21 protein-coding genes are annotated in these 22,695 nt (G+C 53.2%); 12 read left to right on the top strand and 9 right to left on the bottom strand.

Annotation, left to right across the window (positions count from 1 at the left end):
* Positions 1–104 precede the first annotated feature (104 nt).
* Complete coding sequence (gene sfsA / locus BN4_RS09825; RefSeq protein ID WP_051053336.1) at positions 105–833, top strand: DNA/RNA nuclease SfsA; 729 nt, start codon at positions 105–107, stop codon at positions 831–833.
* Positions 830–1,693 (top strand): DMT family transporter, encoded by an 864-nt coding sequence (locus BN4_RS09820; protein ID WP_015415236.1) that lies wholly within the window; start codon positions 830–832, stop codon positions 1,691–1,693. Before sfsA ends, BN4_RS09820 begins: the two co-directional genes overlap by 4 nt.
* A gap of 72 nt (positions 1,694–1,765) precedes the next feature.
* Here BN4_RS09820 and BN4_RS09815 read toward each other — a convergent pair whose 3' ends face one another.
* The 6 genes from BN4_RS09815 to dinB form a co-directional block, all read right to left on the bottom strand.
* Entirely contained in the window at positions 1,766–2,677 is a 912-nt protein-coding gene (locus BN4_RS09815) for a DMT family transporter (RefSeq protein ID WP_015415235.1), read from the bottom strand.
* Positions 2,678–2,739: 62 nt separating this feature from the next.
* Positions 2,740–3,333 carry a WbuC family cupin fold metalloprotein gene (locus BN4_RS09810; RefSeq protein ID WP_015415234.1) on the bottom strand — a complete coding sequence of 198 codons (594 nt, stop codon included), beginning with the start codon at positions 3,331–3,333 and terminating at the stop codon, positions 2,740–2,742.
* Between the two features lie 340 nt (positions 3,334–3,673).
* Positions 3,674–4,354, bottom strand: a complete 681-nt coding sequence (locus BN4_RS09805; RefSeq protein WP_231856528.1) for a MotE family protein — start codon at positions 4,352–4,354, stop codon at positions 3,674–3,676.
* Positions 4,314–4,754 carry a flagellar export protein FliJ gene (gene fliJ / locus BN4_RS09800; protein ID WP_015415232.1) on the bottom strand — a complete coding sequence of 147 codons (441 nt, stop codon included), beginning with the start codon at positions 4,752–4,754 and terminating at the stop codon, positions 4,314–4,316. Before fliJ ends, BN4_RS09805 begins: the two co-directional genes overlap by 41 nt.
* 267 nt (positions 4,755–5,021) lie before the next feature.
* Positions 5,022–6,302, bottom strand: a complete 1,281-nt coding sequence (locus BN4_RS09795) for a hypothetical protein (protein WP_015415231.1) — start codon at positions 6,300–6,302, stop codon at positions 5,022–5,024.
* Between the two features lie 134 nt (positions 6,303–6,436).
* Complete coding sequence (dinB, locus tag BN4_RS09790; protein WP_456107041.1) at positions 6,437–7,612, bottom strand: DNA polymerase IV; 1,176 nt, start codon at positions 7,610–7,612, stop codon at positions 6,437–6,439.
* A gap of 341 nt (positions 7,613–7,953) precedes the next feature.
* Here dinB and BN4_RS09780 point away from each other — a divergent pair, with 341 nt between their 5' ends.
* From BN4_RS09780 to BN4_RS09735, 10 genes are all read left to right on the top strand, one after another.
* Positions 7,954–9,165 (top strand): ABC transporter substrate-binding protein, encoded by a 1,212-nt coding sequence (locus BN4_RS09780; RefSeq protein ID WP_041720266.1) that lies wholly within the window; start codon positions 7,954–7,956, stop codon positions 9,163–9,165.
* Positions 9,162–11,738, top strand: coding sequence for an EAL domain-containing protein (locus BN4_RS09775; RefSeq protein ID WP_015415228.1), 2,577 nt, complete (start codon positions 9,162–9,164; stop codon positions 11,736–11,738). Before BN4_RS09780 ends, BN4_RS09775 begins: the two co-directional genes overlap by 4 nt.
* Positions 11,739–11,775: 37 nt before the next feature.
* Entirely contained in the window at positions 11,776–13,125 is a 1,350-nt protein-coding gene (gene nhaA, locus BN4_RS09770; protein ID WP_015415227.1) for a Na+/H+ antiporter NhaA, read from the top strand.
* A 103-nt stretch (positions 13,126–13,228) separates the two neighbouring features.
* Positions 13,229–13,969, top strand: a complete 741-nt coding sequence (locus tag BN4_RS09765) for a hypothetical protein (protein WP_015415226.1) — start codon at positions 13,229–13,231, stop codon at positions 13,967–13,969.
* 26 nt (positions 13,970–13,995) lie between these two features.
* Positions 13,996–15,399 carry a cobyrinate a,c-diamide synthase gene (locus tag BN4_RS09760; RefSeq protein ID WP_015415225.1) on the top strand — a complete coding sequence of 468 codons (1,404 nt, stop codon included), beginning with the start codon at positions 13,996–13,998 and terminating at the stop codon, positions 15,397–15,399.
* A complete protein-coding gene (locus tag BN4_RS09755) occupies positions 15,369–16,697 on the top strand; it encodes an MFS transporter (protein ID WP_231856527.1) in 1,329 nt (442 codons plus the stop codon). The genes BN4_RS09760 and BN4_RS09755 overlap by 31 nt, the downstream gene beginning before the upstream one ends.
* Before the next feature lie 2 nt (positions 16,698–16,699).
* The gene (gene amrA / locus BN4_RS09750; RefSeq protein WP_015415223.1) at positions 16,700–17,257 is read left to right on the top strand and encodes an AmmeMemoRadiSam system protein A; all 558 of its coding nucleotides are present in this window, start codon (positions 16,700–16,702) and stop codon (positions 17,255–17,257) included.
* A gap of 219 nt (positions 17,258–17,476) precedes the next feature.
* Positions 17,477–18,169: a flagellar brake domain-containing protein gene (locus tag BN4_RS09745; protein WP_015415222.1), complete on the top strand. Its 693-nt coding sequence runs from the start codon at positions 17,477–17,479 to the stop codon at positions 18,167–18,169.
* 23 nt (positions 18,170–18,192) lie between these two features.
* Positions 18,193–19,401, top strand: coding sequence for an HD-GYP domain-containing protein (locus tag BN4_RS09740; protein ID WP_015415221.1), 1,209 nt, complete (start codon positions 18,193–18,195; stop codon positions 19,399–19,401).
* A gap of 6 nt (positions 19,402–19,407) precedes the next feature.
* On the top strand, positions 19,408–19,866 hold the full coding sequence (locus tag BN4_RS09735) for a hypothetical protein (protein WP_015415220.1): 459 nt from the start codon (positions 19,408–19,410) through the stop codon (positions 19,864–19,866).
* On the opposite strand, the gene BN4_RS17545 is transcribed toward BN4_RS09735, so the two are convergent.
* The 3 genes from BN4_RS17545 to BN4_RS09720 form a co-directional block, all read right to left on the bottom strand.
* A complete protein-coding gene (locus BN4_RS17545; RefSeq protein WP_015415219.1) occupies positions 19,863–20,141 on the bottom strand; it encodes a cysteine-rich small domain-containing protein in 279 nt (92 codons plus the stop codon). The two genes, BN4_RS09735 and BN4_RS17545, sit on opposite strands and share 4 nt — an antisense overlap.
* Positions 20,142–20,235: 94 nt before the next feature.
* Positions 20,236–20,553 (bottom strand): DUF4389 domain-containing protein, encoded by a 318-nt coding sequence (locus BN4_RS09725; RefSeq protein ID WP_015415218.1) that lies wholly within the window; start codon positions 20,551–20,553, stop codon positions 20,236–20,238.
* Between the two features lie 98 nt (positions 20,554–20,651).
* Complete coding sequence (locus tag BN4_RS09720; RefSeq protein ID WP_015415217.1) at positions 20,652–22,553, bottom strand: FapA family protein; 1,902 nt, start codon at positions 22,551–22,553, stop codon at positions 20,652–20,654.
* Positions 22,554–22,695: the final 142 nt, after the last annotated feature.

Genomic DNA, 22,695 nt, shown 5'->3' with positions numbered 1-22,695 from the left:
CTTGCTCCGGTTTAGTCTATTATTCCTTGAGCGGCAACCGCAATAAGCCTTGCCTTCGTGGCGGAATAGTGAGAAATCGACTCTTTGAAGATATCGGAGAAATTGTGCCTGATTCCATATGTATTCTTCCTTTTGCCGCTGCCTGTCGTCGTGCGTCGTTTGTCGGCCGTTACAAACGGTTTACCGTCGAGGCAATGGCTCTTGACGGCCCGGATGCGGGGCAGTCGCTTCTTGCTCATACCAATAATACCGGGTCCATGCTCGGCCTGCTCAGGCCAGGGTCCACAGCTTTGCTTTCACCTGCTCTCAATCCTAAAAGAAAGTTGCAATACACTCTGGAAGCCCTTGAGCTCCAGGGGGGTGTTGTCGGTGTGAACACCCTGACGCCGAACCGGATGCTCTTTCGGGCATGGGAAGTCGGTGCCATGCCCGAACTGAAAGGGTATGACTCTTTCAAGAAAGAGGCTTCAGTGGGGAAGAGTCGGCTTGATGCCTATCTTTCGGGGCCACAGGGCGAGCTTTGGGTCGAGTGTAAAAATGTGACGATGGTTGAGGATGATGTGGCCTGTTTTCCCGATGCCGTGACAGAACGAGGACAGAAGCACCTGCGTGAACTCATGGCCTTGGCACGCGAGGGAGTTCGGGTGGCGCTCTTTTTTCTGATCCAGCGACCGGACGGACGGTGTTTTGGCCCGGCGGACATGGTTGATCCGGTGTACGCGGAACTCTTCTATGAAGCTCTGGAGTGCGGCGTGGAAGCGTGGCCTTACGTCGCACATGTGGATGATTGTGGAATCACGCTTGGAGAGAAACTCAAGGTGGTGGTGCCATGACCGGATTCTTTTTCGGAGCCGTGCTGATCAGTTTTTCTTCGGTCATGGTCAAGCTGGCAAATGTGCCGCCGGATGTCGCCGGGTTCTATCGGCTTTTCTTCGGTGGTCTCGGCATGCTCGCTATTTTGTGGCGCATGGGCAAATTCAAGAGGCTCACTGCGCATGTCTGGCGCTGGTCGTTTCTCTCGGCTCTCTTCTTTGCCTGTGATTTCTTTTTTTGGCATCGGTCCATCGGTCTTGTCGGGCCCGGATTGTCGACCATGTTGGCCAATTTTCAGGTCATCGCCCTGGCCCTGGTTTCCATCCTGTTCCTGAGAGAAAGGGTCTCATGGGCATTTCTGGTAGCTATTCCCACTGCTCTTCTCGGCCTGTATCTCATGGTCGGTGTTTCCTGGACTTCGTTTACCCCGGATTTCAAGCTCGGAGTTGTCTACGGGTTGCTCACGGCACTGGCATATGCCCTCTATCTTCTCAGTCTGAAGTATTCACTGACCAAGGCAGAAGCTGATCCTCTTGCCATGGCTTCGGCCGTGGCGTTGATGACCGGAGGGCTGCTGGCCGGATTATCCCTTGGCCAGGGGGAATCCTTTACCATCCCGGACATCCGCTCTCTGGTGGCTCTTGCCACACTCGCACTCATCTGCCATGCCGTTGGATGGTATTTGATTACTCGTGGTATTCAACGGCTCAAGACCAGCCTTGTCGGGTTGTTTCTGCTTCTGCAACCGACGCTATCCTATGTCTGGGACATCGTATTTTTCAACAAACCGACGACGCCGGTCGAGTTGGCTGGTGTCGGCCTGGCTCTTGTTGGCATTTATCTGGGATCCATCAGGCCAAAGGCAAAGGAGTCCCATTAGCGAAAGCCATGAAGTGTGCAGGGCGTTGTTCCTGACATGTTGATAATGACACACAGGTTCTGGCGAAGCCGTTTATGGCTTGAGTTGGCTGAGCACCATTCCGGTCAGCATCAGCCCGCACCCGATCATGGCGCGAACCGTCATCATTTCATTGAGGAACATCCATCCGCCAATGGCGGCAAAGACCGCCTCAAGGCTGAGGATAATTGCGGCGTGGGCTGGCTGGGCATCGCGCTGGGCCACGACCTGCAAAGTATAGGCGACTCCGACGGACATGAGGCCCCCATAGGCAATGGGCATGGCTGCTCCCTGCAATCCGCCCAGTGTTATTTCCTCGGTGAGAGCGGCGACCACTAGGCTGAAAGCGGCGCAGACCGCGAATTGAACTGTGGAAAGTTTGATGGCATCCACCGCATCCATTCCGGGCGAGAGTTTGCCGATCAGGAGCACATGGCCTGCCCAGAAGAGCGCTCCTACAAGGATCAACACATCACCAAATGAAACAGAGAGATCTGTCGTGACCGAAAGCAAAAACATGCCGGTCACAGCCAATGCTGCGCCAATCCATGTCCCCAATCCTGCTTTCTGTGCCAGTAACAGGCCGAAAATGGGAACAAAAACCACATACAGACCAGTGATAAAGCCTGCTTTGCCTGCCGTGGAAGCCTGGAAACCATACTCAGCCAGTTGCGGACCGGCCAGTCCTACCTGCTGGAGAGTCGCCCCGAAGAACAGGGCAAGACCAAGTGTGCCGCCACCCAGAAGAAGCTGTTTTTTCCCCACCCCGGTGAACCCCGGAGTGCGTCTTTTTCTCATATGCAGGATCAGAGGAATCAGTGCAATGGCACCGAGAGTAAATCGGACACCATTGAAGGTCAGTGGCCCGACATGTTCCATACCCACTCGCTGGGCCACAAAAGCAAGCCCCCAAATGGCGGCGGTGATGAAAAGTAAAATATCGGCACGAAGAGCGCGGCTGTTCACAGTGTGGTCTCCTTGTCAAAGATCACACCGTGTACTGTATTCAGCGAAGCTCGGCAAGAAGTCTACTCCTGCGTTTGGCTCTTTGCTTCCGTTTTCTCAACCTCTGCGGCGGCTTCGGCAGCAGCCGTCGCCCGTTCTGCCAATTCTTTGAGCAGGTCTAGCAGGTATGGCTCCGCTTCGGCCGAGCCTTCTCGCGGTGCCCAATCCGGGATATCCTTGTCCGAATCCGCGACAAACGGGCCGTCCTTGACCTCGAAGACCAACGTATCCGGTTTCAGGGCCACGAACGTGTGATACACTTCCGGAGCCACATCCACGCCGAAAATCTCTGTTCCCGGTTGGAGCAGAAGGTGGCTCTCCAGTTCTCCTGTGTCCGAGAACTGTACGAAGAGCATGGCCCCTGACATCACCAGGAGTGTTTCGGTTTTGGCTGGATGCATATGCCGATGGGGGGTGATGTAGGTGCCTGGTTGCATCGCGTTGAACATCTTGTGGACAGCGGCTCCGTCGCTCTTGTGCACTGCCTGGATCAAACGCTTGCGTGGGCTTTCACGGGATTGGTTGAGCACTCCACTCACCATGGTCAGGGTCAGGGGAGTTACTGTGCTTTTCGGCGCGGCCAATGCGGTGGGAAAATCGTTTTTTTGATCAGTCATGCTTTTTCATTTACATAACCCATGGCTTTTCAGCAAGGCGGCCTCGTTGTCAGGTGCGATCTGAAGATGTTTTGCAGTAGCGAGGTTCTGAATTCGACCTGTGGAAGGAAGGGTGGGGCAATTTGCTGCGGTGGTCAACAGAACGGTTCCCCGTTGGAAGACTTGTCGAGCTTGTGGCGCGAATACAGGAGATGGGGGAAAAGAAAGAGGCAAGTCGCTTCTCATGTGAGCGTGTCTGCATTCCCCTTTCAGGTCCAGATATCTTGCAGGTGAGAATTGGTGAACCCCCAAGCCCTTTCAATGGGGCCTGGGGAGCGCGTTTCGAACAGAGGAGCGAAGATTATTGCCCTGCGTCGAATGGAATCTGAAGCTGTGTCAATTTTTCAGAGAGTTCCGCGGCTTTTTTGGCTTCGACAAAGGAAAGAATCTCACCAGCCTGTCTGCCTCGCATGCCGGAGAGCACTTTCACGGCCAGATCTGTTTCCATGGTTTGGAGAATCTCGGCGGCTTTTTTCGCTTTGGTATTGGAGATCATATCCACCAATTGCTTGACTCGTTTATCTTTGATGCCTTTTGCTTCTTCGAGCATGTTGCGCATGTCAGCGTGTAATTTTTCGACACGTTGTGCCTCAGCTTTGATGGAAGCTTCCATTTCCCGCAGAGTGCGTTCCTTGATGGCGAGTTCTTCTTCTTTGCGCTTGAGAGCTTTCCATTCCGCAGGCATGTCCTGTTCGGTGCGGACTTTTTCAGCGGCAGCATCGGCCTGGGCTTCTTGCGCGGCAGCACGATTGGCGGCAGAGTCCGCCTTGTCCGCCACAGGGGTGGGGGCGTTGGCGGCATCACCCTCTGCTGCGACGGCCAGGGAAGGGAGCGCTTCAGGAATGACCGTCTGCATGACTTTGAGTGTCAGGGAATCGACACTCAACATGCCGAATACGGCGATCTTCATCAGGGCCAGGAAAACAAGACTGATGAGTATTTTAGAAATCTTGAGATTTGTACCGAATCGTTGCCATCTCATCGTTTTCCTTCTCCTCGCGGGCTCTTTCTTCATCATGGTATTTTTTTGCTTGGGTCTCTTTGAGTTTCTCCAGCAGCTTCCTGTCCTTGGATTTGTCCACTGCTTCCTTGCGCCGTTGATGCAAGTTGAGTTCCAGTTTGCTCAGCATGAGACGTTCTCGGGACAAATCCTGTTCCAGGGCGTCCTTATATTGTCTCCAGAGCCACATGTCGTTGGCCGTTTTTTGTGATTCATGTTCTTTGGCCAAGTGTGTTGCCATGCTCTGCGTCAGATTTTCGACTTTTTCCTTCTGAGTATCATGATCAGTCTGGGCCTTGGCAAGTGCGGCCTTGGCTTGTTCTTCGAGTTGCCCCCTGTAATCGAGGACCTTTTCGAGTTTGAAGGAAAATGGTCTTGGCATGGTGTGTTTGTGCCATGATCGGGAAGGACGGGCAAGGGGCTTTGCGTGTCACCGGAGAGAAGAGTCGTGAAATTCGTTGTTCCTGATTTTCTTCTTATGAGAGACTTGAATATCTTACTTTTCACGGTCAGGGGAAATATCGTGAAAGGTGAATGGTGAAAGAAAACGTGGATTGGGTGCTTGGGCGGGATGCTGATATTGAAAAAAAATAACGGCACATCGGTGTAGACGATGTGCCGTTAGAAGATGATATCGGGATTTCGGGGGTTAGCTCTCCGGCTGGTTTTCGGTCTCAATGCTGGTGGAGGCTGTGGAAGTTGTCTTGGGCTGGTTCGCTGGTTCCAGATCTATGAGAGTCTCCATGCCGAGCATGGACTTGAGCTTTTGCAGCGCCAGAATGGATCGGCGGGCATCCTTGTCCAGGACTTTTGCGTAGCCACCATTCTCGATGACTTCGGAATATTCTTTTTTCTGGAGCTTGGGATCGTCCTTGTAGCGGCGCTCAAAGTTCTTGGCATACTGTGTGATCAAGGTATTCACCTCAGCCTGGGAGAGACTGGCTACTGACCGCATGCCTGCGCTCAATTCTGTCGGTGTCAGGGTCGGGCTTTCCAGGACTTTGACAAGACTGCGGGCATAACGGAGCGTTCCTTCATAAATATGATTGCGCTTCACCACATTCATTCCGGCCCATCCGGCCTTGAGCCATTTGAAAAGAAAGACGGTGGATTGTTTGGCTGCCTTGTCCTGCTCCACGAAAACGAGCACGGAAGCTGATTTGTACATGAAGGTGTCCATCCAGCCGATCATGCCGCGATTCAACCCTTCTATGCCTGAGTAGAAATAGTCCCACTCCTTGTCGTCCAAGATGGCTCCCTTGCGGCCGACGTCGGATTTGTCTTCCTGGAGAGAAACGGAAACAAGCACGTTTTTTCCCTGGTATTTCATCAGGATGATCAATCTTCCCAGGTCGTATTTGAAGTAGGCCTCTCCAAAAGAATCCGGCGTGCAGGATTCAAATTCACGGCCCCGGCTGATGACTGGTTGGTCAAGAGTCGGTAATTCTTCCCAGAGAGGGCGTGTGCGTTTCAGGAACTGACTGCCTTTGTGCCAGCCTGAGAGCCGAAGTACGGCAGGACAGAGCAGGAAGTTCGGGATATCCGGGTTGTAGAAATAGCGGAGGATTGTTTCAAGATCCGCATTCACGTTCTGGCGCAGACAGATCGCGTTGCCGCCATAGCGTTTTGCAGGTTTGGTATCTTTCGGGTCATCCTGTCCGTTGACGACGAAATCGAGCATGGCGTTGATGCGAGCCGGGTCAAAGTGCCCCTTGGGATTATCCAGGGTCTCAAAGAGGTGGTCTAGACCGGACTCGATTTCCGTATCAAGTGGAGCAGGGTCTTTGGACAAATTGACGTCAATAATGCCTTCACTCTCTTCTTCAGCCATGGCCGGAGACGGGAGTGCGCAAACGATACAGAACAGGGCAGCCAGTGCTAATAGTAAGGGCTTGGCGCGTAACGCGTCGGATATATTAATTAATCTCATTGTGTTCTTTTTGGGGATATGCTCGTACGTGACGAGTCGGTTACAGTCTTTACTTGTTTCTATGTAATAATCTTCCCTCTCTTTTGCAAGAAAGATCGATCATTCTTGGCAGGAGCTTTTATCTTCCTTGTTTTTCAAGATTTATTTTTGAATTGAATGAGGTCTCCCCGCGTTACGGCGGCAGAGCCGAACTTCTCACGTACGGCGTCCACTGCGCGGTCGAGTTCACTGGTTTCCTCTTTGAGCTTGGGTGAATCTTCAAAGAGAGTGATCTGACGGGAGCGGGCCTCGAAGTTGGAGACACCCACGCCGATCAGCCGAACGGCACGGCGTAGATCGAGTTGGCGAAGCAGGGTGCAAGCGGTCTCGAAGATGACTGAGGTTGTATCGGTTCGGGTGTCGAGAGAAAGGCTCCGGGTGACCTGTTTGAAGTCCGTATACTTGATTTTCAGTGTGATGGTCCGCCCTTTGTAGCCATGACGTCGCAAGTCGGCCCCCACCCGCTCGGCTTGTTCGAGCAGCCAGGTGGTGAGAGTTTCTCTGTCAGTCGTATCCTCGTGAAAGGTGTTTTCGGCGCTACAGCTTTTGGCCCCGGATGAGACGATAACTCCATTGGGGTCGATGCCACGGGCGCGATCATGCAATGCTCCACCGTATTTGCCTAACCGTTCTACCCAGAAATCACGCTCCTTGTGCAGGATGTCCCCACAGGTCTGCACTCGAAGACGAGCAAGGGTCTCGACCAGTTTTTTGCCTACGCCCGGTATTTTTCGGACAGGCAGGTCTCGGAGAAAAGTCTCCACCTGATGCGGGTGGATGATGAACATACCGTCAGGTTTGTCCATGTCAGAGGCTATCTTCGCGAGGAATCGCACCGGGGCGGCCCCGACGGAACAGGTTAGCCCCGTGACCTGGCGCATACGCTTCTTAATCTCGCTGCCGACAGTTTCAATGGGACCGAAGAGCCGTTCCAGTCCCGTGCCGTCCAGATACGCCTCATCCACACTTGCCTGCTCCACCGTGGGGGAGAATTCCTTGAGCACCCCCATGACCATATGTGAGATCTCTTTATAGCGCTTCATACGCACCGGGACCATGACGATCTGTGGGCAGAGTTGGCGCGCCTTGACCACGCTCATTGCCGACCGTACCCCGAATGTACGTACTTCATAACTGGCTGCCGACACCACGCTGCGGTCGGAGGTTCCGCCCACGGCAACGGGCAGGCCTCGCAGTTCCGGGTTATCAAGCTGCTCCACGGAGGCATAGAAGGCATCCATGTCTATATGAAGTATCCAGGTTTGCATCATGTTCAGTCGTGTTGGTTTCCCCGGCAGACGTCGGCGAATTGCAGAGGTGATTCGGAAGATTCTTTCCCCTCTGTCCGGAGGAGGCTCAGCGGAGGAGGCGCAGGCTCAGGAACCGGGAGTCCATGGTGTTTCTTCCGACGAGCATACCATTTTTCATTGGCTTCGGTCCAGCCCTGTGCTGTGCATATTCCTTTCTCTATTGATGACATTTCTTGTTATTCTGAATGGTTCCATATTCGCAATTTGGTAAAAAAATGGCTAAGACTATTGCACTTTTATTCCATGAGTGGCATTGGATTTCTGTGTCAAAATATTGTGAAGGTACCATTTGGGCGACGGTGATGTTCTTGGTCGCATTGGTGACACTCCCTGTTCGAACAGCCTGTGCCGAGCAGCCGAAGGAGCTTGTCTTCGGCATGTCTGCGCCTTTTACCGGAACTAATGGGGAGATGGGCGTCGAGTTTTATCGTGGTATCATGGCTTACCTTGATCATCTCAATGCCACTGGTGGCGCAGGGGGATGGACTCTCCGTGTCCTGCCATGCAATGACGGATATAACCCCGGTCCCTGTTTCGAAAATACATCTGATTTTATCCGTTCCAAAGATGTCTTTGCTCTGTTCTCCTACCTGGGAACCCCGACCACGACCCATATTCTGCCTCTTTTGCAAAAATTTGACGAGCACCAGACATACATGCTCTTCCCGCTGACCGGGGCGCAGCCCATGCGCACTGAACCCTTTCGCAAATATGTTTACAATCTCAGAGCATCCTATTTTGAGGAGACTGCGGGTTTGGTCAAAAACCTGACCGAGATCGGCCGGGACCGCATTGCCGTCTTCTACCAGAGTGATGCGTATGGGCGTACCGGTTGGGACGGTGTGCGCCGAGCCTTGCTTTTGCAAGGGTTGCATATCGTCTCCGAGGCCGCATATCAACGAGGTGCAAATTTTGACAGTGACTTCGTGCGGGAATCCCGGTTGCTCTTGGCTGGGACTCCTGATGCCGTGATCTGTATTGGTACATATGGGGCGCAAGCCGCATTGATCCGGGACCTGCGTGATATGGGGAGTGATATCCCCGTGGCGGGAGTCTCTTTTGCCGAAAGTGGCAAGATGCTGGAGTTATTGACCAAGGCTGGAATGGAGCACGGCAAGGATTACACGCGCAACCTGATCAACACGCAAGTGGTGCCGAGCTATGAAGCCGTGGAATTGCCTGGAGTCCGGCTCTACCGTACGCTGATGGATGCCTATAAGGGAGCAGCTTCGGTGTCTGGCAGCACGTACACGCCACGTCGGTTCAGCTATGTCAGTTTCGAAGGGTTCCTCAATGGAGTTTTGCTTGGAGAGATGGTTTCCCGCATGGCGGATGCGCCAAGCCGGGAGCGAATTCCCGACGTCATGAACTCGATACATGATTTTGATATGGGGATCGGTGTTCCGGTCGATTTCAGCGATGGAAAGCACCAGGGATTGCACGCGGTCTATTACACGACTGTCGTCAATGATCGTTTCCTGCCTATTGACGACTGGCAGAGGTGGCGAAAATGAGAGCTCCCAAACTCTTCTTCAAACCGCTGCTGTTCATGGTCTTCATCTTCGGGATCATCGCGGTGGTCAGTTCCTTCACTTTCGGTATGCGCCTGAAGCGGGAAATGACCAGGGAGTATGAATCCAAGGCATTGGCTCTGGCTCAGAGTGTGGCCAAGTCGGATATCGTGACCATTCTCAGGCAGGATGCAGGCAGTGTGCAGGAGCGGATCGGTGAGTATCAAAATATTGCCGGTGTTTCCTATGTGTTGGTCACGGATGAGAAAGGCCAGATCCTGGCCCATACTTTTGTTCCCGCTGTTCCGGAAGTGATTCGGAAACTGGCGCTGGAAACCGCACGGAATCTCCCTGGTGACGAATACATGCTACGGGATGTGGATTTTGACGGACTACCTCATCTGCACGCGGCTCGTCCGATCCTGTCCGGTCTGGCCGGGTTCGTGCATATAGGCATGGATTCGCAGATTATCGAAACTCATATCAAGGAAGCCGTGATGGAGCAGCAGGTGGTGACACTGTTCCTGCTTGGGACCAGCCTCCTGCTTGGATTTTTCTTTTTCCACAATCTCTCCAAGCCGTTGACCATGCTGACGGATTACGCCGGACGCGTGGGACAAAAGGACTTTGACAGTGTTCCCCAGATAGATTCCAGAGACGAAGTCGGGCAATTGGCCCGTGCCATGCAATCGATGGCTCGGCATATCGCCGAACTGGTGGGGAACCTGGAAGAGCGGGTCCGAAAAAAAACAAGTGAGTTGGAAGAAGCGCGAGATGCTCTCAAAGATAAAGTCGAAGAAAGAACCAGCGAATTGATGCGGGCCAATACGCAACTCAAGATTGAAATAGCCGAGCGCAAGGTCATCGGTGAAGCGCTCCGCAAGACCGAACGCAAATATCGTACGATTTTCGAGAATGCCACTGAAGGGATTTATCAGACCTCCCCCAGTGGTCGCTTTCTGAGTGCCAATCCTTCTCTGGCTCGTATCCTCGGTTTCAAATCACCAGAAGAATTGATGAGCGCGGTGTATGATATCGGGACCCAAATGTACATGGAACCTGCCCGTCGCAAGGAATTTCTCCGTCGCGTCGACGAACGGGGTGGGGTCAAGGATTTCGTTTCCAAAATTCGCCGTCGTGACGGCCGTATCATCTGGGTTTCCGAAAATGCTCGCGCCATCAAGGACAAGGACGGGAGCGTGGTCTGCTACGAAGGATCAGTGGAGGACATCACTCTACGCAAGAAAGCCGAGGATCAACTTCGGCGGCAGGCGTTCCATGATCCGCTGACAGGACTGCCCAACCGCGCCCTGTTTCTGGACCATCTGCGTATGGCTATGGAACGGAGTCTTCGCAGGAAACACCTTTTCGCAGTTATCTACATGGATCTTGATCGTTTCAAGGTAGTCAATGACTCTCTTGGGCATGAAACCGGCGATGAGTTGCTTCGCGAGGTTGCCCGCGTCGTTAAATCCTGTGGTCGCGCCGTGGATACGGTGGCCCGTTTTGGTGGGGATGAATTTGCAATTCTGCTTGAGGAAATAACCGCTCCCAGGGATGCCATCAATATTGCACGGCGTATCCTTGACGGTGTTCGGGAGCCGATTCGTATCGGCGGGCACGAGGTCTTTTCTTCAGCGTCTCTGGGGATAGTGCTCAAGACCGAAGGGTATGACAGACCCGAATCCCTGTTGCGGGATGCGGATACGGCCATGTATCGGGCAAAGGAACTCGGTAAATCCCGGTTCAAGGTCTTCAACAAGAAGATGCATGACCAGGCTCTCAAGCTGATGGCTTTGGAGACTGATTTGCGCCGTGCTGTGGATTTGCATGAATTTCAGGTGGCATACCAGCCTATCGTCTGTCTTGATGATAGGCAGATCAGTGGCTTTGAAGCTCTGGTCAGGTGGCACCATCCCGAACATGGGGTCATCAGTCCGGACAATTTCATTCCACTGGCCGAGGATACCGGCCTGATCTACGCCATTGACAATCTGGTTCTGACTGATGCCTGCGCACAGGTTCGTAAATGGCAGCTTCGTTATGGTGAGACGATGAAGAACGGACTGACCCTCAATGTCAATGTCTCGGGCAAGCATTTTGGTCAGGCCATGCTGGCCGGACAGATATCCCGTGCCCTTGAACAATCAGGATTGCCTGCGGAGTCCCTCAATATTGAAATTACCGAAAGCGCACTTATGGATGATCCGTCCATGGCCGAGGATATCCTCAAGCAACTCAAGAACCTGGGGGCCAATGTCTGTATCGATGACTTTGGAACCGGGTACTCTTCTCTCTCCTATCTGCAACGGTTTCCCATCGATGTGGTCAAAGTGGATCGGTCATTCATTAATGATGTGGATGATGACCCGGATAGCCAGGCCATCGTGCGTACGGTTTTTTCCCTGGGTGAGTCCTTGGGGCTGAAAATCGTGGCCGAAGGGATAGAAACTCCGGCACAACTCGCCTTTTTGGAAAGTGAGGGTTGCCGTTATGTCCAAGGTTTCCTATTCTATAAGCCTCTCACTGCTGACGAAATAGAGGCTCTCTTCTCCCGGGATTCTGCCGGGAACTGAAAAAACCTTGGCATTACGCCTAGCTAGCGGAGATTCTATGTCCATTAAAAGTGTGATGACGTGTGGGCTTGAGCCGATCGAACAGGTTCTTATGCCGTTTCAGGAATTCTTCCAGTCCAAATCCACTGGTGGCATTATTCTCATTATCAGCGCAATGATCGCGCTCATATGGGCAAATTCGCCCTGGGCGGCATCCTATGTCGCCCTGTGGGAAACCAAATTTACCGTGGGATATGGGCAGTTCCTGCTGTCAAAGCCATTGCTGCTTTGGGTCAATGATGGCCTTATGGCTGTTTTCTTTTTTGTCGTGGGGCTGGAAATCAAGCGGGAATTCATGGTCGGTGAGTTGTCCTCGCGCAGTCAGGCCGTTCTGCCCATCGTGGCGGCTTTCGGCGGCATGGTTATCCCGGCCGTTATCTACAGTGTCATCAATATCGGGCACGAATCCATTCATGGCTGGGGTGTCCCCATGGCCACGGATATCGCTTTTGCCTTGGGTATTCTCGCACTGCTCGGGGACAGGGTCCCTTATCAACTCAAGATATTTCTGACCGCCGTCGCCATTGTCGATGACATCGGGGCTGTCTTGGTTATCGCCCTGTTCTATACGTCGCACATTTCCGCCTGGATGCTTGCGGCTGCGGCCGTGTTGCTCGCTGTGGCCTATGTGGGCAACCGGATGGGAATCAGGGCACCGGGATTCTATGCGGCGCTCGGCTGTCTGGTCTGGCTGGCGGTGCTCAAGTCCGGTGTGCATTCGACTGTGGCCGGTGTGTTGATGGCCTTTGTCATTCCGGCCAGGACACGGTGTGACTCCGAAGGATTTCTCTTCAATGCAAATCGTATTCTCGATCAGTATAAGTCGTCGGTACGGCCCGGAACCTCTGTCCTGACCAACTCGACCATGCACTCGGCACTGCTTTCCATGCAGTATATGACCGTGCGCGCACAGACGCCGCTTCAGCGTTTGGAGCACGCTCTGCATCCCATGGTTGATTATTTCATCATGCCGGTTTTTGCCCTGGCCAATGCGGGTGTCATCCTGGGGGGCGATTTCGGGCAGTTGATGACCAGCCCGGTCACTGTGGGGACAGCTTTAGGACTGGTCTTGGGCAAGCCTCTTGGCATTGTCCTGTCAGCCTGGGGGATCGTCAAGCTTTCCGGTGGCTGGCCCGGCGGTATGAGTGTCAGGCATTTTATCGGTGCAGGGTTGCTTGGAGGAATTGGTTTTACCATGTCCCTTTTCATCGCGGCTCTGGCATTCGAAGGCAATCCGGCTTTGCTCAATTCCGCCAAGACCGCCATTCTCGGTGCATCGACTTTGGCGGGGGTTATGGGATATCTGGTCCTTCGTTCCCTGCCGGTCCCGGCCGGGATGAGCAAGTGAGCACAACCATGATTGGATGCTTCTCAACAAGGGGAAAGCGGTGTAGTCTTGGCCTGGATGTTTCAAGGAACTCGAGGTTTTAACCGGTAGACTATGTGAAATTATGAATACAATAAATTCGGAAGGGCTGATCGAAGGAGTCTTTTCCATCGAACGTATGGCCAAGATCGGGACAGGGACGACAGCCCGGCGTGTCAAACAGACCGCCACATATTATGCGTTACAGGTGGACCCGACTGTCGTGGAGTTGCAGGGGTTAAACAATAAAAATGTTCCTTTTGGCCCCAAGACGCAGATTTCCAAGGAAGAACTGCTCGCAGATTATCTACCTTTGCCTCAGATGTACAAAGAGGTCATGGGAAACCTGCGCAAGGTGCAGAAATCCGTGGCCCGTGGTGACAAGTTTCGTAAACGGGGCGAGAGCTTCACTGCCGAATACGAGTATGCGAATGCCCTCAATCTCGATGAGCAAAACGTTCGAGCCAATTTTGGTATTGGCCTGTGCCTGCTGGAGCGGGATGAAGAAGAGAAAGCCAAGAAGGTTTTCGATCGGATTATCAAGCTTGAAACCGCTTTTGAGGACGAACACAAACATCTCTTCAATGAATACGGGATAGCCCTGCGAAAAAAGAAACTCACAGGACAGGCTGTCGACTACTACAAGCGTGCGCTGGAGTTGTCGGATGACGATGAGAATCTTTGGTACAATATGGCGCGGGTGCAGTTCGATCGGGAAGATTGGGGCAAATGTGGTCAGGCCGTGGCCCGTTGTCTCAAATTGGCCCCGGAGCATGAGGAAGGCAGGAAAATGCTCAACTACCTGACGAAAAAAGGGCTTGTCTAAGCTCCCCTGGCACAAAGGAAGAATCTATGAGCGCCATCAAGGGGTTCGTTGTCGCAGGAACGCATAGCGGCTGCGGCAAGACATCTGTGTCTCTTGGTTTGATGGGATCGTTGTCTCGTCGAGGACTGGCGGTGCAGCCTTTCAAATGCGGACCGGATTTCATTGATCCGGGGCATCATGCCTTGGCGTGTGCCCGCGAGAAAAAACCGATTCCAAGCCACAATCTTGACGGCTGGATGCTCGACGAATCCACGAATCTTGATATTTTCAATCGTCATGCCGCCTTGAGCGATGTCGCTGTGGTGGAAGGGGTCATGGGACTCTTTGATGGTATCTCCGGCACCGGAGATCAGGGATCGACCGGGCAAATGGCCAAGATACTTGGCTTGCCGGTCATACTGGTGGTTGATGCCCGTTCCATGGCGCGATCTGCGGCTGCGCTGGTTTCAGGGTATGCCAACTTTGACGAGGATGTGGACCTGGCCGGGGTCATTTTCAACCGGGTGGGGAGTGCCAATCACGCCGAATTGCTCCGCGAAGCCATGACGCTGCTGCCGGATATCCCTGTTTTGGGCTGTCTGGATCGGAATGAAGATATTGCGACGCCGTCCCGGCACCTCGGGTTGATTATGCCTGAAGAGTCCGGCCCGGATATGGGGCGGTACCAACGGTTGGCTGATTGGGTAGAGAGTGGTGTCGATATCGACCGACTTCTTGAGGTGTTGCCAGACAGAGAAGCCGTGGCCCCTTTCGAGCTTGTCCCGCAGATGGGAACTGTGACCATCGGTGTGGCACGCGATGCTGCCTTCTGTTTTTACTATGAAGAGAACCTCAGATTATTGCGTGAAGCCGGGGCGCGGCTGGTGGAATTTTCGCCTATTCATGATCATCGTCTGCCGGATAAACTCGATGGGTTGTTTTTGGGAGGTGGTTATCCGGAACTGTATGCTTTCGAATTGGGACAGAATACCCGGTTGCGTCGCGAGATAAAGGATTTTTGTGACTCGGGCCGTCCTGTCTATGCCGAGTGTGGCGGCTTCATGTACCTCATGAATGATATTGTCACCGGGCGGGGACGGTACGCCATGTCCGGGGTTTTCCCGTTCCGGGCTGAAATGGGAGAACGGTTCCGGGCGCTCGGATACAGGGAAGTTTCCACAGGTACAAAGACACTTCTAGGCCCTGCCGGGGCCACCGTACGAGGGCACGAATTTCATTATTCATCCATTCAGGAAGACGAAGCCGTGCCGCTTTCGAGCCTGCCCACCGCCTATGCGATGTCGGGCAGGAAAGGGATGATTCATACCCCGGAAGGATTCCTGCAAGGCAACACGCTCGGCTCGTATATTCACCTGCACTTTGCCAGTTACCCTGAAGCAGCCAAGGCGTTTGTGGAGGCGTGCAGAGACGCTTCCGTGGATATGGACTGATCGCCATGCCCCCTGTCATGACTCCTCGGACCGATCGATGTGCACTCTGGTCCTGGGCGTTTTATGACTGGGCCAACTCCAGCTTTGCCGCTCTGGTTCAGACCTTTGTTTTTGCTGCTTATTTTGCTCGTGCAGTTGCAGAGAACGAGACCGTGGGGACGGCACAGTGGGGCTCCATGATGGGGATCACTGGAGTGTGTATCGCCTTGGGCGGCCCTCTTCTGGGTGCCGTGGCAGACAGGAGTGGCAGGAGGAAGCCTTGGCTCGGGCTGTTCACGGGAATGTGTATTCTGGCTACAGCAGCACTGTGGAGTATTGAGCCGTCTCCGGAATTTGTCTGGCCCGCGCTTGTGCTGGCCGGTGTGGGAACGCTCGGTTCTGAATATGCCATGATTTTTTATAACGCCATGTTGCCCGATTTGGCTGAACCAAAGGCCATCGGACGCTGGTCCGGCTGGGGGTGGGGGCTTGGCTACGCGGGCGGTTTGGTCCTGCTTCTCATCGCCTTGTATGGATTTGTGGAAGTTGGGGCGTGGTTTGCCGTCTCGCGAGAAAAAGCCATGCATGTCCGTGCCGTGATGCCTCTCACTGCCTGTTGGTATCTGATCTTTTGTCTTCCTTTGTTCTTGTGGACTCCTGATGCACCTCCTTCCTCGGCCGGATCAGCTCTCCCGCTCGGGCAGTCGGTGAAACAGGGCATCGCCCAAGTCAGGCTCTCTTTGAAAGAGGTCAGGAAATACCGTGATATCGGAATCTTTCTGCTTGCCCGTCTGTTTTACAATGACGGGCTGACCACCATGTTCGCTTTTGGTGGCATTTATGCCGCCGGGACATTCGGCATGACGCCAAGCCAGATTATCCTGTTCGGAGTCGGTCTCAATGTCACGGCCGGACTTGGCGCTGCGGGGTTCGCCTGGATGGACGACCGTCTCGGTCCCCGGCGGACCATCCAGATATCCCTGCTGTGCCTGACGGGGTGTGCAGCTGTCATACTTAGTGTGCGAAGTGTTTCCCTGTTCTGGGGCTTCGGGCTGGTCATGGGTTTTTTTGTCGGACCGGTACAGGCGTCGAGCCGATCCTACCTGGCGCATGTGGCCCCAGCGGAAATTCGGGGGGAAATGTTTGGTCTGTTCGCTTTATCCGGCAAGGTGACATCATTTCTCGGCCCGCTTTTGGTCGGCTGGCTGACAGTGGCATCCGGGAGCCAGCGAGGTGGGATGAGCGCTATCCTCGTGCTGTTGGGAGTGGGGTTGGTTGGTATGTTTCTTGTTCCCCCTGTTCGTGAAAACAAGGAGTAATCATGTCTGATTTTCAGTTCGGGTTAACAGAAGAAGAGAAAAACTATCTCAGGGGACTTGTTGGTCAATCCATCACCTCCCGTCTGGATGCTTCCAAAGGACCATCGGCTCCGCCGGAGCCTCCCACTGAAAAAATGAAAGAGCATCTCGGCGCGTTTGTCACACTCAAGATCGGGCGAAATCTTCGTGGATGTATCGGGAATGTCCGGGGGAGCGGAGAGCTTTTTCGCACTGTCTGGAACATGGCTCGGAGCGCGGCCTTTGAGGACCCACGCTTCCCGCCATTGAGCGAAAAGGAATTTGAGACCGTTGCGTATGAGGTGTCCATTCTCAGCCCGCTTGATATCTGCCCTGACCCGGAATTGGTGGAAGTGGGGCGGCATGGTCTGATCATGTCTCGCGGAGGACGGTCCGGTCTATTGCTGCCGCAGGTCCCGGTGGAATGGAACTGGAGCCGGGAGACTTTCCTTGCTCAGACCTGTGTCAAGGCTGGCTTGGAGCGGAGTGCATGGAAAGACCCGGAAACAACGATCCTGTGGTTTCAGGCGGTCGTTTTTTGAATCGATTCTTATAGCGGGACTCTGATGTCCATAGCGTCTTTTTTCAGGGGCAGACAGAACAGTGATTCGACAGAGGGGGGATTTTTTGTATAGAGTGAAAGTGGAAAGGCTGGGAAAGCAGAGGAACAGAGCATTGTTTTTCTGTGCCCTAACCCGTTGCAATCTTTTCAAAGCCCTGTGCCTGAAAATACAATCGATGAATAACGTTTTGGTATCACTATGCAATCAGAACAGCCTCCGCCGACTCCTTCCGTTCCCGAAGATGCCAAGGTAACTCGGATACCCGGTGTTCAGCTTGATGTGAAAGTCGGCAAGGAAGTCATCATACGTATCCCTGGCATTGAGCAGAGTTATCGTGGGAAAATCGTCGGTCTTGATCCATATGACTTTATCATTGCCAAGGTGCGGCTCCCATCGAACGTACGCCAGGATATTAGTTTCGGCGGAGAGATTGTGGTCAAATTTGTTCACCATGGGACTATCTACGGGTTTAAAGCCGTGGTGATCAATACCATTACCTCACCGACTCCCCTGGTCTTTTTCGAATATCCTGAAATTATCGAAAAGCTCCCCCTGCGCAGGACCTCGAGAGAAAATTGCGCAATTGATGGTGTTTTGCACACCACTGAGAGTGAAGTCGAATGTATGGTGATCAACGTCTCTGAAACCGGGTGTCGAATCTCGGCCAGGGCAGCGACTCGCGATCGACTCTCGCAGACTCAGGTTGACGACGCGCTCATCGTGGCCATGGACCTCGGCAAGTTCGGGGAACTTAAGGTGGCCGTGGGGGTGAAGAATCTTTCTCATGAAAAGGGAATCCTGACATTGGGGTGCATGTTCCTTGATATCACCAAGGCCGAAATGGAAATGGTCAGGGGATATCTTGAAAAGAGGGCACGGCTCACCGGCTGACCTGAGGAATTGAAAGACACACCATGATCAAGAAGCTCCCTATCGAGGCCCTCAGGCCAGGCATGTCTATCGTCAAGCTCTCCAGTGATGTGTGGGAGCACATGCCGAACCTCTACACTCAGCCGGGAATCATTCGCTCTGGTGATGAGGTTCGACAGATCAAGGAAAGGGGTTTTGAGCACGCTTTTGTCGAGGTCGAAGTCCCTGGAGAACTTTCTTTGGAAAAGGGACTGGATGCCATTCTGGCTCAGTGTGACCACGCTGGTCCGGCCAAATTTCGGGTTCCGTTTGAGCAGGAAATAGAGGCGGCGTTCATGGCGTATGAAAATGCCATGCTGCACGTTCGTCGTATCGTCAGCGATGTCAAGCTCGGGCGCGCTGTGGATTATGATGCCTCCATGGCCACCATTGATTCCATCGTTGAAACTGCTGTCCGTAATCCCAACACGCTCGTCTGTCTTTCCAAACTGTCGCGGTATGATGACTATACCTATACCCATTGTATCAATGTTGCTGCCATTTCCGTGGTTTTTGGCGAATTTCTCGGTCTGGGGAAAAAACAGCTTCAGCTCCTTGGGGTGGCCGGGATGATGCACGACCTCGGGAAAATAGCGGTCCCCGAGAATATTATTAACAAACGGGCGAGACTGAATGAGGCCGAGTTTGACCAGATCAGACACCATCCCCAATACGGATGTGATATTCTTGGCAAGCAGCTCTCCATTCCCGGTGAAATAATAGACGCCGTGCGGGACCATCATGAGAAATATAACGGGTCCGGCTATCCCAATGGGCTGAAGAGCAATGAGACCTCCCCTATGGGACGCATCATCAGTCTGGCCGATGTGTATGATGCCCTGACAAGTGATCGGGCCTACAAGGATGCCATCCTGCCCAACCGGGCCTTGGCGCTCATGTATGGTATGCGGGAGCAGGATTTTGATCCCCTGGAGGTCCAGATCTTTATCAAGAGTCTTGGGATTTTCCCCGCAGGCAGTCTGGTTCGGCTCAATACCGGATTCCATGCCCTTGTGTATGAGTCCAATCCGATGCACCCGCTGCTTCCCAAGGTTAAAATCATCCTGGATAAGGATTTGCGGCCTATCCAGTCGGAAACCGTGGATTTGGCAACGCAATGGCATGCGGGGAAAGATGGATTGGAAATAGTGGAGTGTGTCGACCCCGGAGCTTACAGACTCAACCTGAAACCATTCCTGCGCAAGCGAAGATAGAAACTCATGCTGGATATGCTGGACTCGGAAATCTGGATAGGACTGGCCTTGCTCACTGCTGGCCTCTACTGCGTCAAATACATGCAATCCCGTGGGAGCAACACGGTGTATCGTATTAGCTCGGAGTCTCTGGAGCGATCCAAACAGGTCATGCTCAAGGTGTTGCCGCTCATTGAAAATGACGATGAAAACGAACACTCTCTTCTTGATGAGCGACGTCTTCCATATACCAAGGATGACATCAAGAGTGCGGCAAAGATTCTAGCCTATTTCTATTGGAAGAAAAATCAGGGTAATGAGCTGTCGCGCGTCAAGAACGCCTATATTTCACTGGCTCGTTTTCAGAGCAAGGATTTGGAACTGGAGATACAGGCCCACAAGCTGGCAAAGGAGAAAAAAAGTCTGACCCGTGAATTCGAATATTATATAGCCCGTACCCGGTTCAACAGGGACAAGGCGGCTTAAAGCATTTCCTCGTCAGTCTTCTGCTTGCGAAGACCGTCGATCCTGCCCCGTATCTTTTTTAGGATATAGTCATATCCTTTGGGCATGTGCGGGATCAGGCAGGGGGTGCAGTCTTTCACCCCGGATTCCAGCAGGCGAAACCGACCTCCACAGTCTTCGAGAAAATAGAGCGGGCAAAAGCAGAACAGGCAGTTGAATTCATTTGGCTTTTCCGTTGTATGGCATGGGAAATATTGACATTCCCGGTTGTTGAAGAACCTGTGGCTGTTTTCCATGGTATCCTGATGGGCTTGATCGCAGCATGAATCGGACAAAAAGCTCCCTTGGAGCGTGATCTCGGGGGGTGTTTCCTGTCAATTCAGCGGTGTTCTATTTGAATTGGACTTGCTTGACCGGAGGTTCGCACTCTGAATCGCCGGGGAACTGGTTGAAAGGGAATGGCCGGAGATTTTCATTGAGGGTTGCGTACCGCATGATTCTATAGCCATATTGGGAGAGGTTGTTTGTGAAATTTCGAAGTGGCTCACTCCGTTTCTTGGCGATGAGCAAATACCCATACTGAAACAGTACTGAAAGTTGAATCATGAAAGAAGTCACTTCAAAAAAAATCAGGCAGACCAAGGTCACGAGGAATCGCTTCAGGATTTCTGTGCGGTCCACGGTGGTGATTCTGTCTGTGTTGGGCATGTCGGTTTCTCCTTATCGTTTTTTCGGGTGACCTTCCACCGAGCCTAACCTGAAAGGTGGAGACGGAGCAACCCGAACTGCTTGAACACCTCTCAAGCTTACTCGAAGACTATCTCGCGGAGGCGGTCGCTCCAGTAAATGACAGAGGCGGGTGTATAGTGATCGATCTTGAAAACGCGTCTGCCGAACTTGATGGTAACACCGGGATAGAGTGCCTTTTTGACCTTGATTTTGATACCCGCGAGTTCCTCCTGACGTTGCAGAGCAAGTTGATTGATCTGTTCACTGATGGCCTTGCGACGTTTGACCAGTGTGATTCTGTGTTTGAGGACTTCGGCCACTGCCGGGCGGTTTTCCGGTGCGGTCCGTTGCAGGATGAATTCGGGCGGGTCAGTGCCGAGGGATTCATCAATGCGTTGGATCGCCTGCTTGACCTTGCTGCGTTGCGCTCGCAGTTCCGTGTCTTCTTCGTGTTCAATATTGACAGTCACAGTGGTGAGGACGCCGAGTTCCGAGCCTATCTCATTGGCAGCGATGCCTTTGGCGGAAATGATTTCACCACCCAGAATATGCCCCTTGCCACTGATGGCAATCAGGTAGCCCTTGGTTCTGATATTCGAGTTGGTCACGTCATTGGCAATATGGATATTGCCTCCTGCGCTTATCTTGGCGTTGGTGGCGTAGTTGGCGATGATATCACCGCCAGCCGTGATCTGTCCTCCGTCGGGCATGAGAATACCACCCATGACCTCCACGTTTCCTCCGGCTGTGACAGTGGCACTCTCCACTGAACCGACGACAACGACATGCTTGGGTGCCGAGACCTCGAATCCTGCCTGGACCGAACCGAGTACTCTGACCGAACCGTGCTCGACCTTGAGGTTCCCTGTATTGAGGTCCACATTCCCCGGCACTATCAGGCAGTCTGTCACTGAAAGGACATTCCGTTCCATGACCATGATGCCTTTGGCTTTGGATTCAAAAGTCTTCTTGTCATCATGGACCAGGACGTTTTCACCTAGGTGAACACGGAGGTGATTGCCTCCGCTGGCCGGGATGGTTTTGCCGTAAATATCTATGCCACCCTCTCCGGCGGTCGGTTCGTGAAGCCTTCCGATGATCTGACCGGGTTCTACCATGGGGTAGGCTCCCCGCTCCCGAAAATTGAGCCTGCCCGACGCATCCTCTATTCCGGTCTCTTCGCGGGAGGAAACAAGGTATTCAAACCAGCCGTCCTGGCCTGGAATAGGGTGTTCCCCTTGGACAAAAATCTGGTCATAGAGCGTGAGTTCTGTCTTTTTGGCTTCTTCCAGCCGTGCCCTCAAGCTTTCCAGGTCAAGATCGATGACCACGCCGAGATCGCGCATTTCTTTTTCAATTCTGGCAGGTGTTATCTCAAGGCCACGAAAGTCCTTGTAGTGGAGCGGTCCTTTCACCACGATGGAATCTTCCGAAATAGAAGGGATCGGATCCACGGAAAGAGTGCCTTCCCGGAATCTGGCCAGTCCCCACACCTGGGAGACGTAACATTCTGTCAGTGGGTCGAGTTCGATGTTTTCGCCCATGGAGACTTCGATGTCATTGGGTTCGAAATCCTCTTTGGGCTTGAGGATTCGACCATCGATAGTTTCACCGTCACGGGCTGGGAGAGGCTCATGTTTGCGGGCGAACCGATCGCCGGGGAAAACGGGGAATTCGAGATTGCCCAAGGCCACGAGAGAGGCGTGTCTGGGCTCTTGAACCGGGATGCCGTGGACCAGGACGATACGGCGGACTTCACCATCTCGTTGTATGGCCGCTATCACCTGATTTGCCGCGTTTTCGTCCACGGGAAGGCGAACTCCGGCTTCTGCCACCTGTCGGCAGAGCAGTTTTACCGAAGGCCCTTCACCTCCGTTGGGAGGGAAATACCGACTCACACCCAGTTTCATGCCGTCTTCCGACATGGCAAAACGGAACTGCGCGTCAGGACTCTCTTTCAGGGCCTTTTCATTCGCCATACATGACACCGGAGCATTGACTCCCGAAATAGTGGGCAGTCATTTATGCTTCTAATTTTACTGAAAATATATACCAACCGAGTTGCCCTCGGCTACACCGCCAAGAACAAATTATAGCACACCCCCTTCTTCCATGGCAAAT

This window comes from Pseudodesulfovibrio piezophilus C1TLV30, from assembly GCF_000341895.1.
In the GTDB taxonomy this organism is placed as follows: domain Bacteria; phylum Desulfobacterota; class Desulfovibrionia; order Desulfovibrionales; family Desulfovibrionaceae; genus Pseudodesulfovibrio; species Pseudodesulfovibrio piezophilus.
The sequence above is the reverse complement of the archived record's forward strand: the minus strand, read 5'-3'. Positions and strand labels throughout refer to the sequence as shown.

Excerpts from the sequence above, each read along its gene's own strand:
- BN4_RS09820 (WP_015415236.1), top strand. The coding sequence starts at position 830 with ATGACCGGATTCTTTTTCGGAGCCGTGCTGATCAGTTTTTCTTCGGTC.
- BN4_RS09810 (WP_015415234.1), bottom strand. The coding sequence starts at position 3,333 with ATGACTGATCAAAAAAACGATTTTCCCACCGCATTGGCCGCGCCGAAA.
- BN4_RS09805 (WP_231856528.1), bottom strand. The coding sequence starts at position 4,354 with ATGAGATGGCAACGATTCGGTACAAATCTCAAGATTTCTAAAATACTC.
- fliJ (WP_015415232.1), bottom strand. The coding sequence starts at position 4,754 with ATGCCAAGACCATTTTCCTTCAAACTCGAAAAGGTCCTCGATTACAGG.
- BN4_RS09795 (WP_015415231.1), bottom strand. The coding sequence starts at position 6,302 with ATGAGATTAATTAATATATCCGACGCGTTACGCGCCAAGCCCTTACTA.
- dinB (WP_456107041.1), bottom strand. The coding sequence starts at position 7,612 with ATGATGCAAACCTGGATACTTCATATAGACATGGATGCCTTCTATGCC.
- BN4_RS09780 (WP_041720266.1), top strand. The coding sequence starts at position 7,954 with ATGTTCTTGGTCGCATTGGTGACACTCCCTGTTCGAACAGCCTGTGCC.
- BN4_RS09775 (WP_015415228.1), top strand. The coding sequence starts at position 9,162 with ATGAGAGCTCCCAAACTCTTCTTCAAACCGCTGCTGTTCATGGTCTTC.
- nhaA (WP_015415227.1), top strand. The coding sequence starts at position 11,776 with ATGTCCATTAAAAGTGTGATGACGTGTGGGCTTGAGCCGATCGAACAG.
- BN4_RS09765 (WP_015415226.1), top strand. The coding sequence starts at position 13,229 with ATGAATACAATAAATTCGGAAGGGCTGATCGAAGGAGTCTTTTCCATC.
- BN4_RS09760 (WP_015415225.1), top strand. The coding sequence starts at position 13,996 with ATGAGCGCCATCAAGGGGTTCGTTGTCGCAGGAACGCATAGCGGCTGC.
- amrA (WP_015415223.1), top strand. The coding sequence starts at position 16,700 with ATGTCTGATTTTCAGTTCGGGTTAACAGAAGAAGAGAAAAACTATCTC.
- BN4_RS09745 (WP_015415222.1), top strand. The coding sequence starts at position 17,477 with ATGCAATCAGAACAGCCTCCGCCGACTCCTTCCGTTCCCGAAGATGCC.
- BN4_RS09740 (WP_015415221.1), top strand. The coding sequence starts at position 18,193 with ATGATCAAGAAGCTCCCTATCGAGGCCCTCAGGCCAGGCATGTCTATC.
- BN4_RS09735 (WP_015415220.1), top strand. The coding sequence starts at position 19,408 with ATGCTGGATATGCTGGACTCGGAAATCTGGATAGGACTGGCCTTGCTC.
- BN4_RS17545 (WP_015415219.1), bottom strand. The coding sequence starts at position 20,141 with ATGGAAAACAGCCACAGGTTCTTCAACAACCGGGAATGTCAATATTTC.
- BN4_RS09725 (WP_015415218.1), bottom strand. The coding sequence starts at position 20,553 with ATGCCCAACACAGACAGAATCACCACCGTGGACCGCACAGAAATCCTG.
- BN4_RS09720 (WP_015415217.1), bottom strand. The coding sequence starts at position 22,553 with ATGGCGAATGAAAAGGCCCTGAAAGAGAGTCCTGACGCGCAGTTCCGT.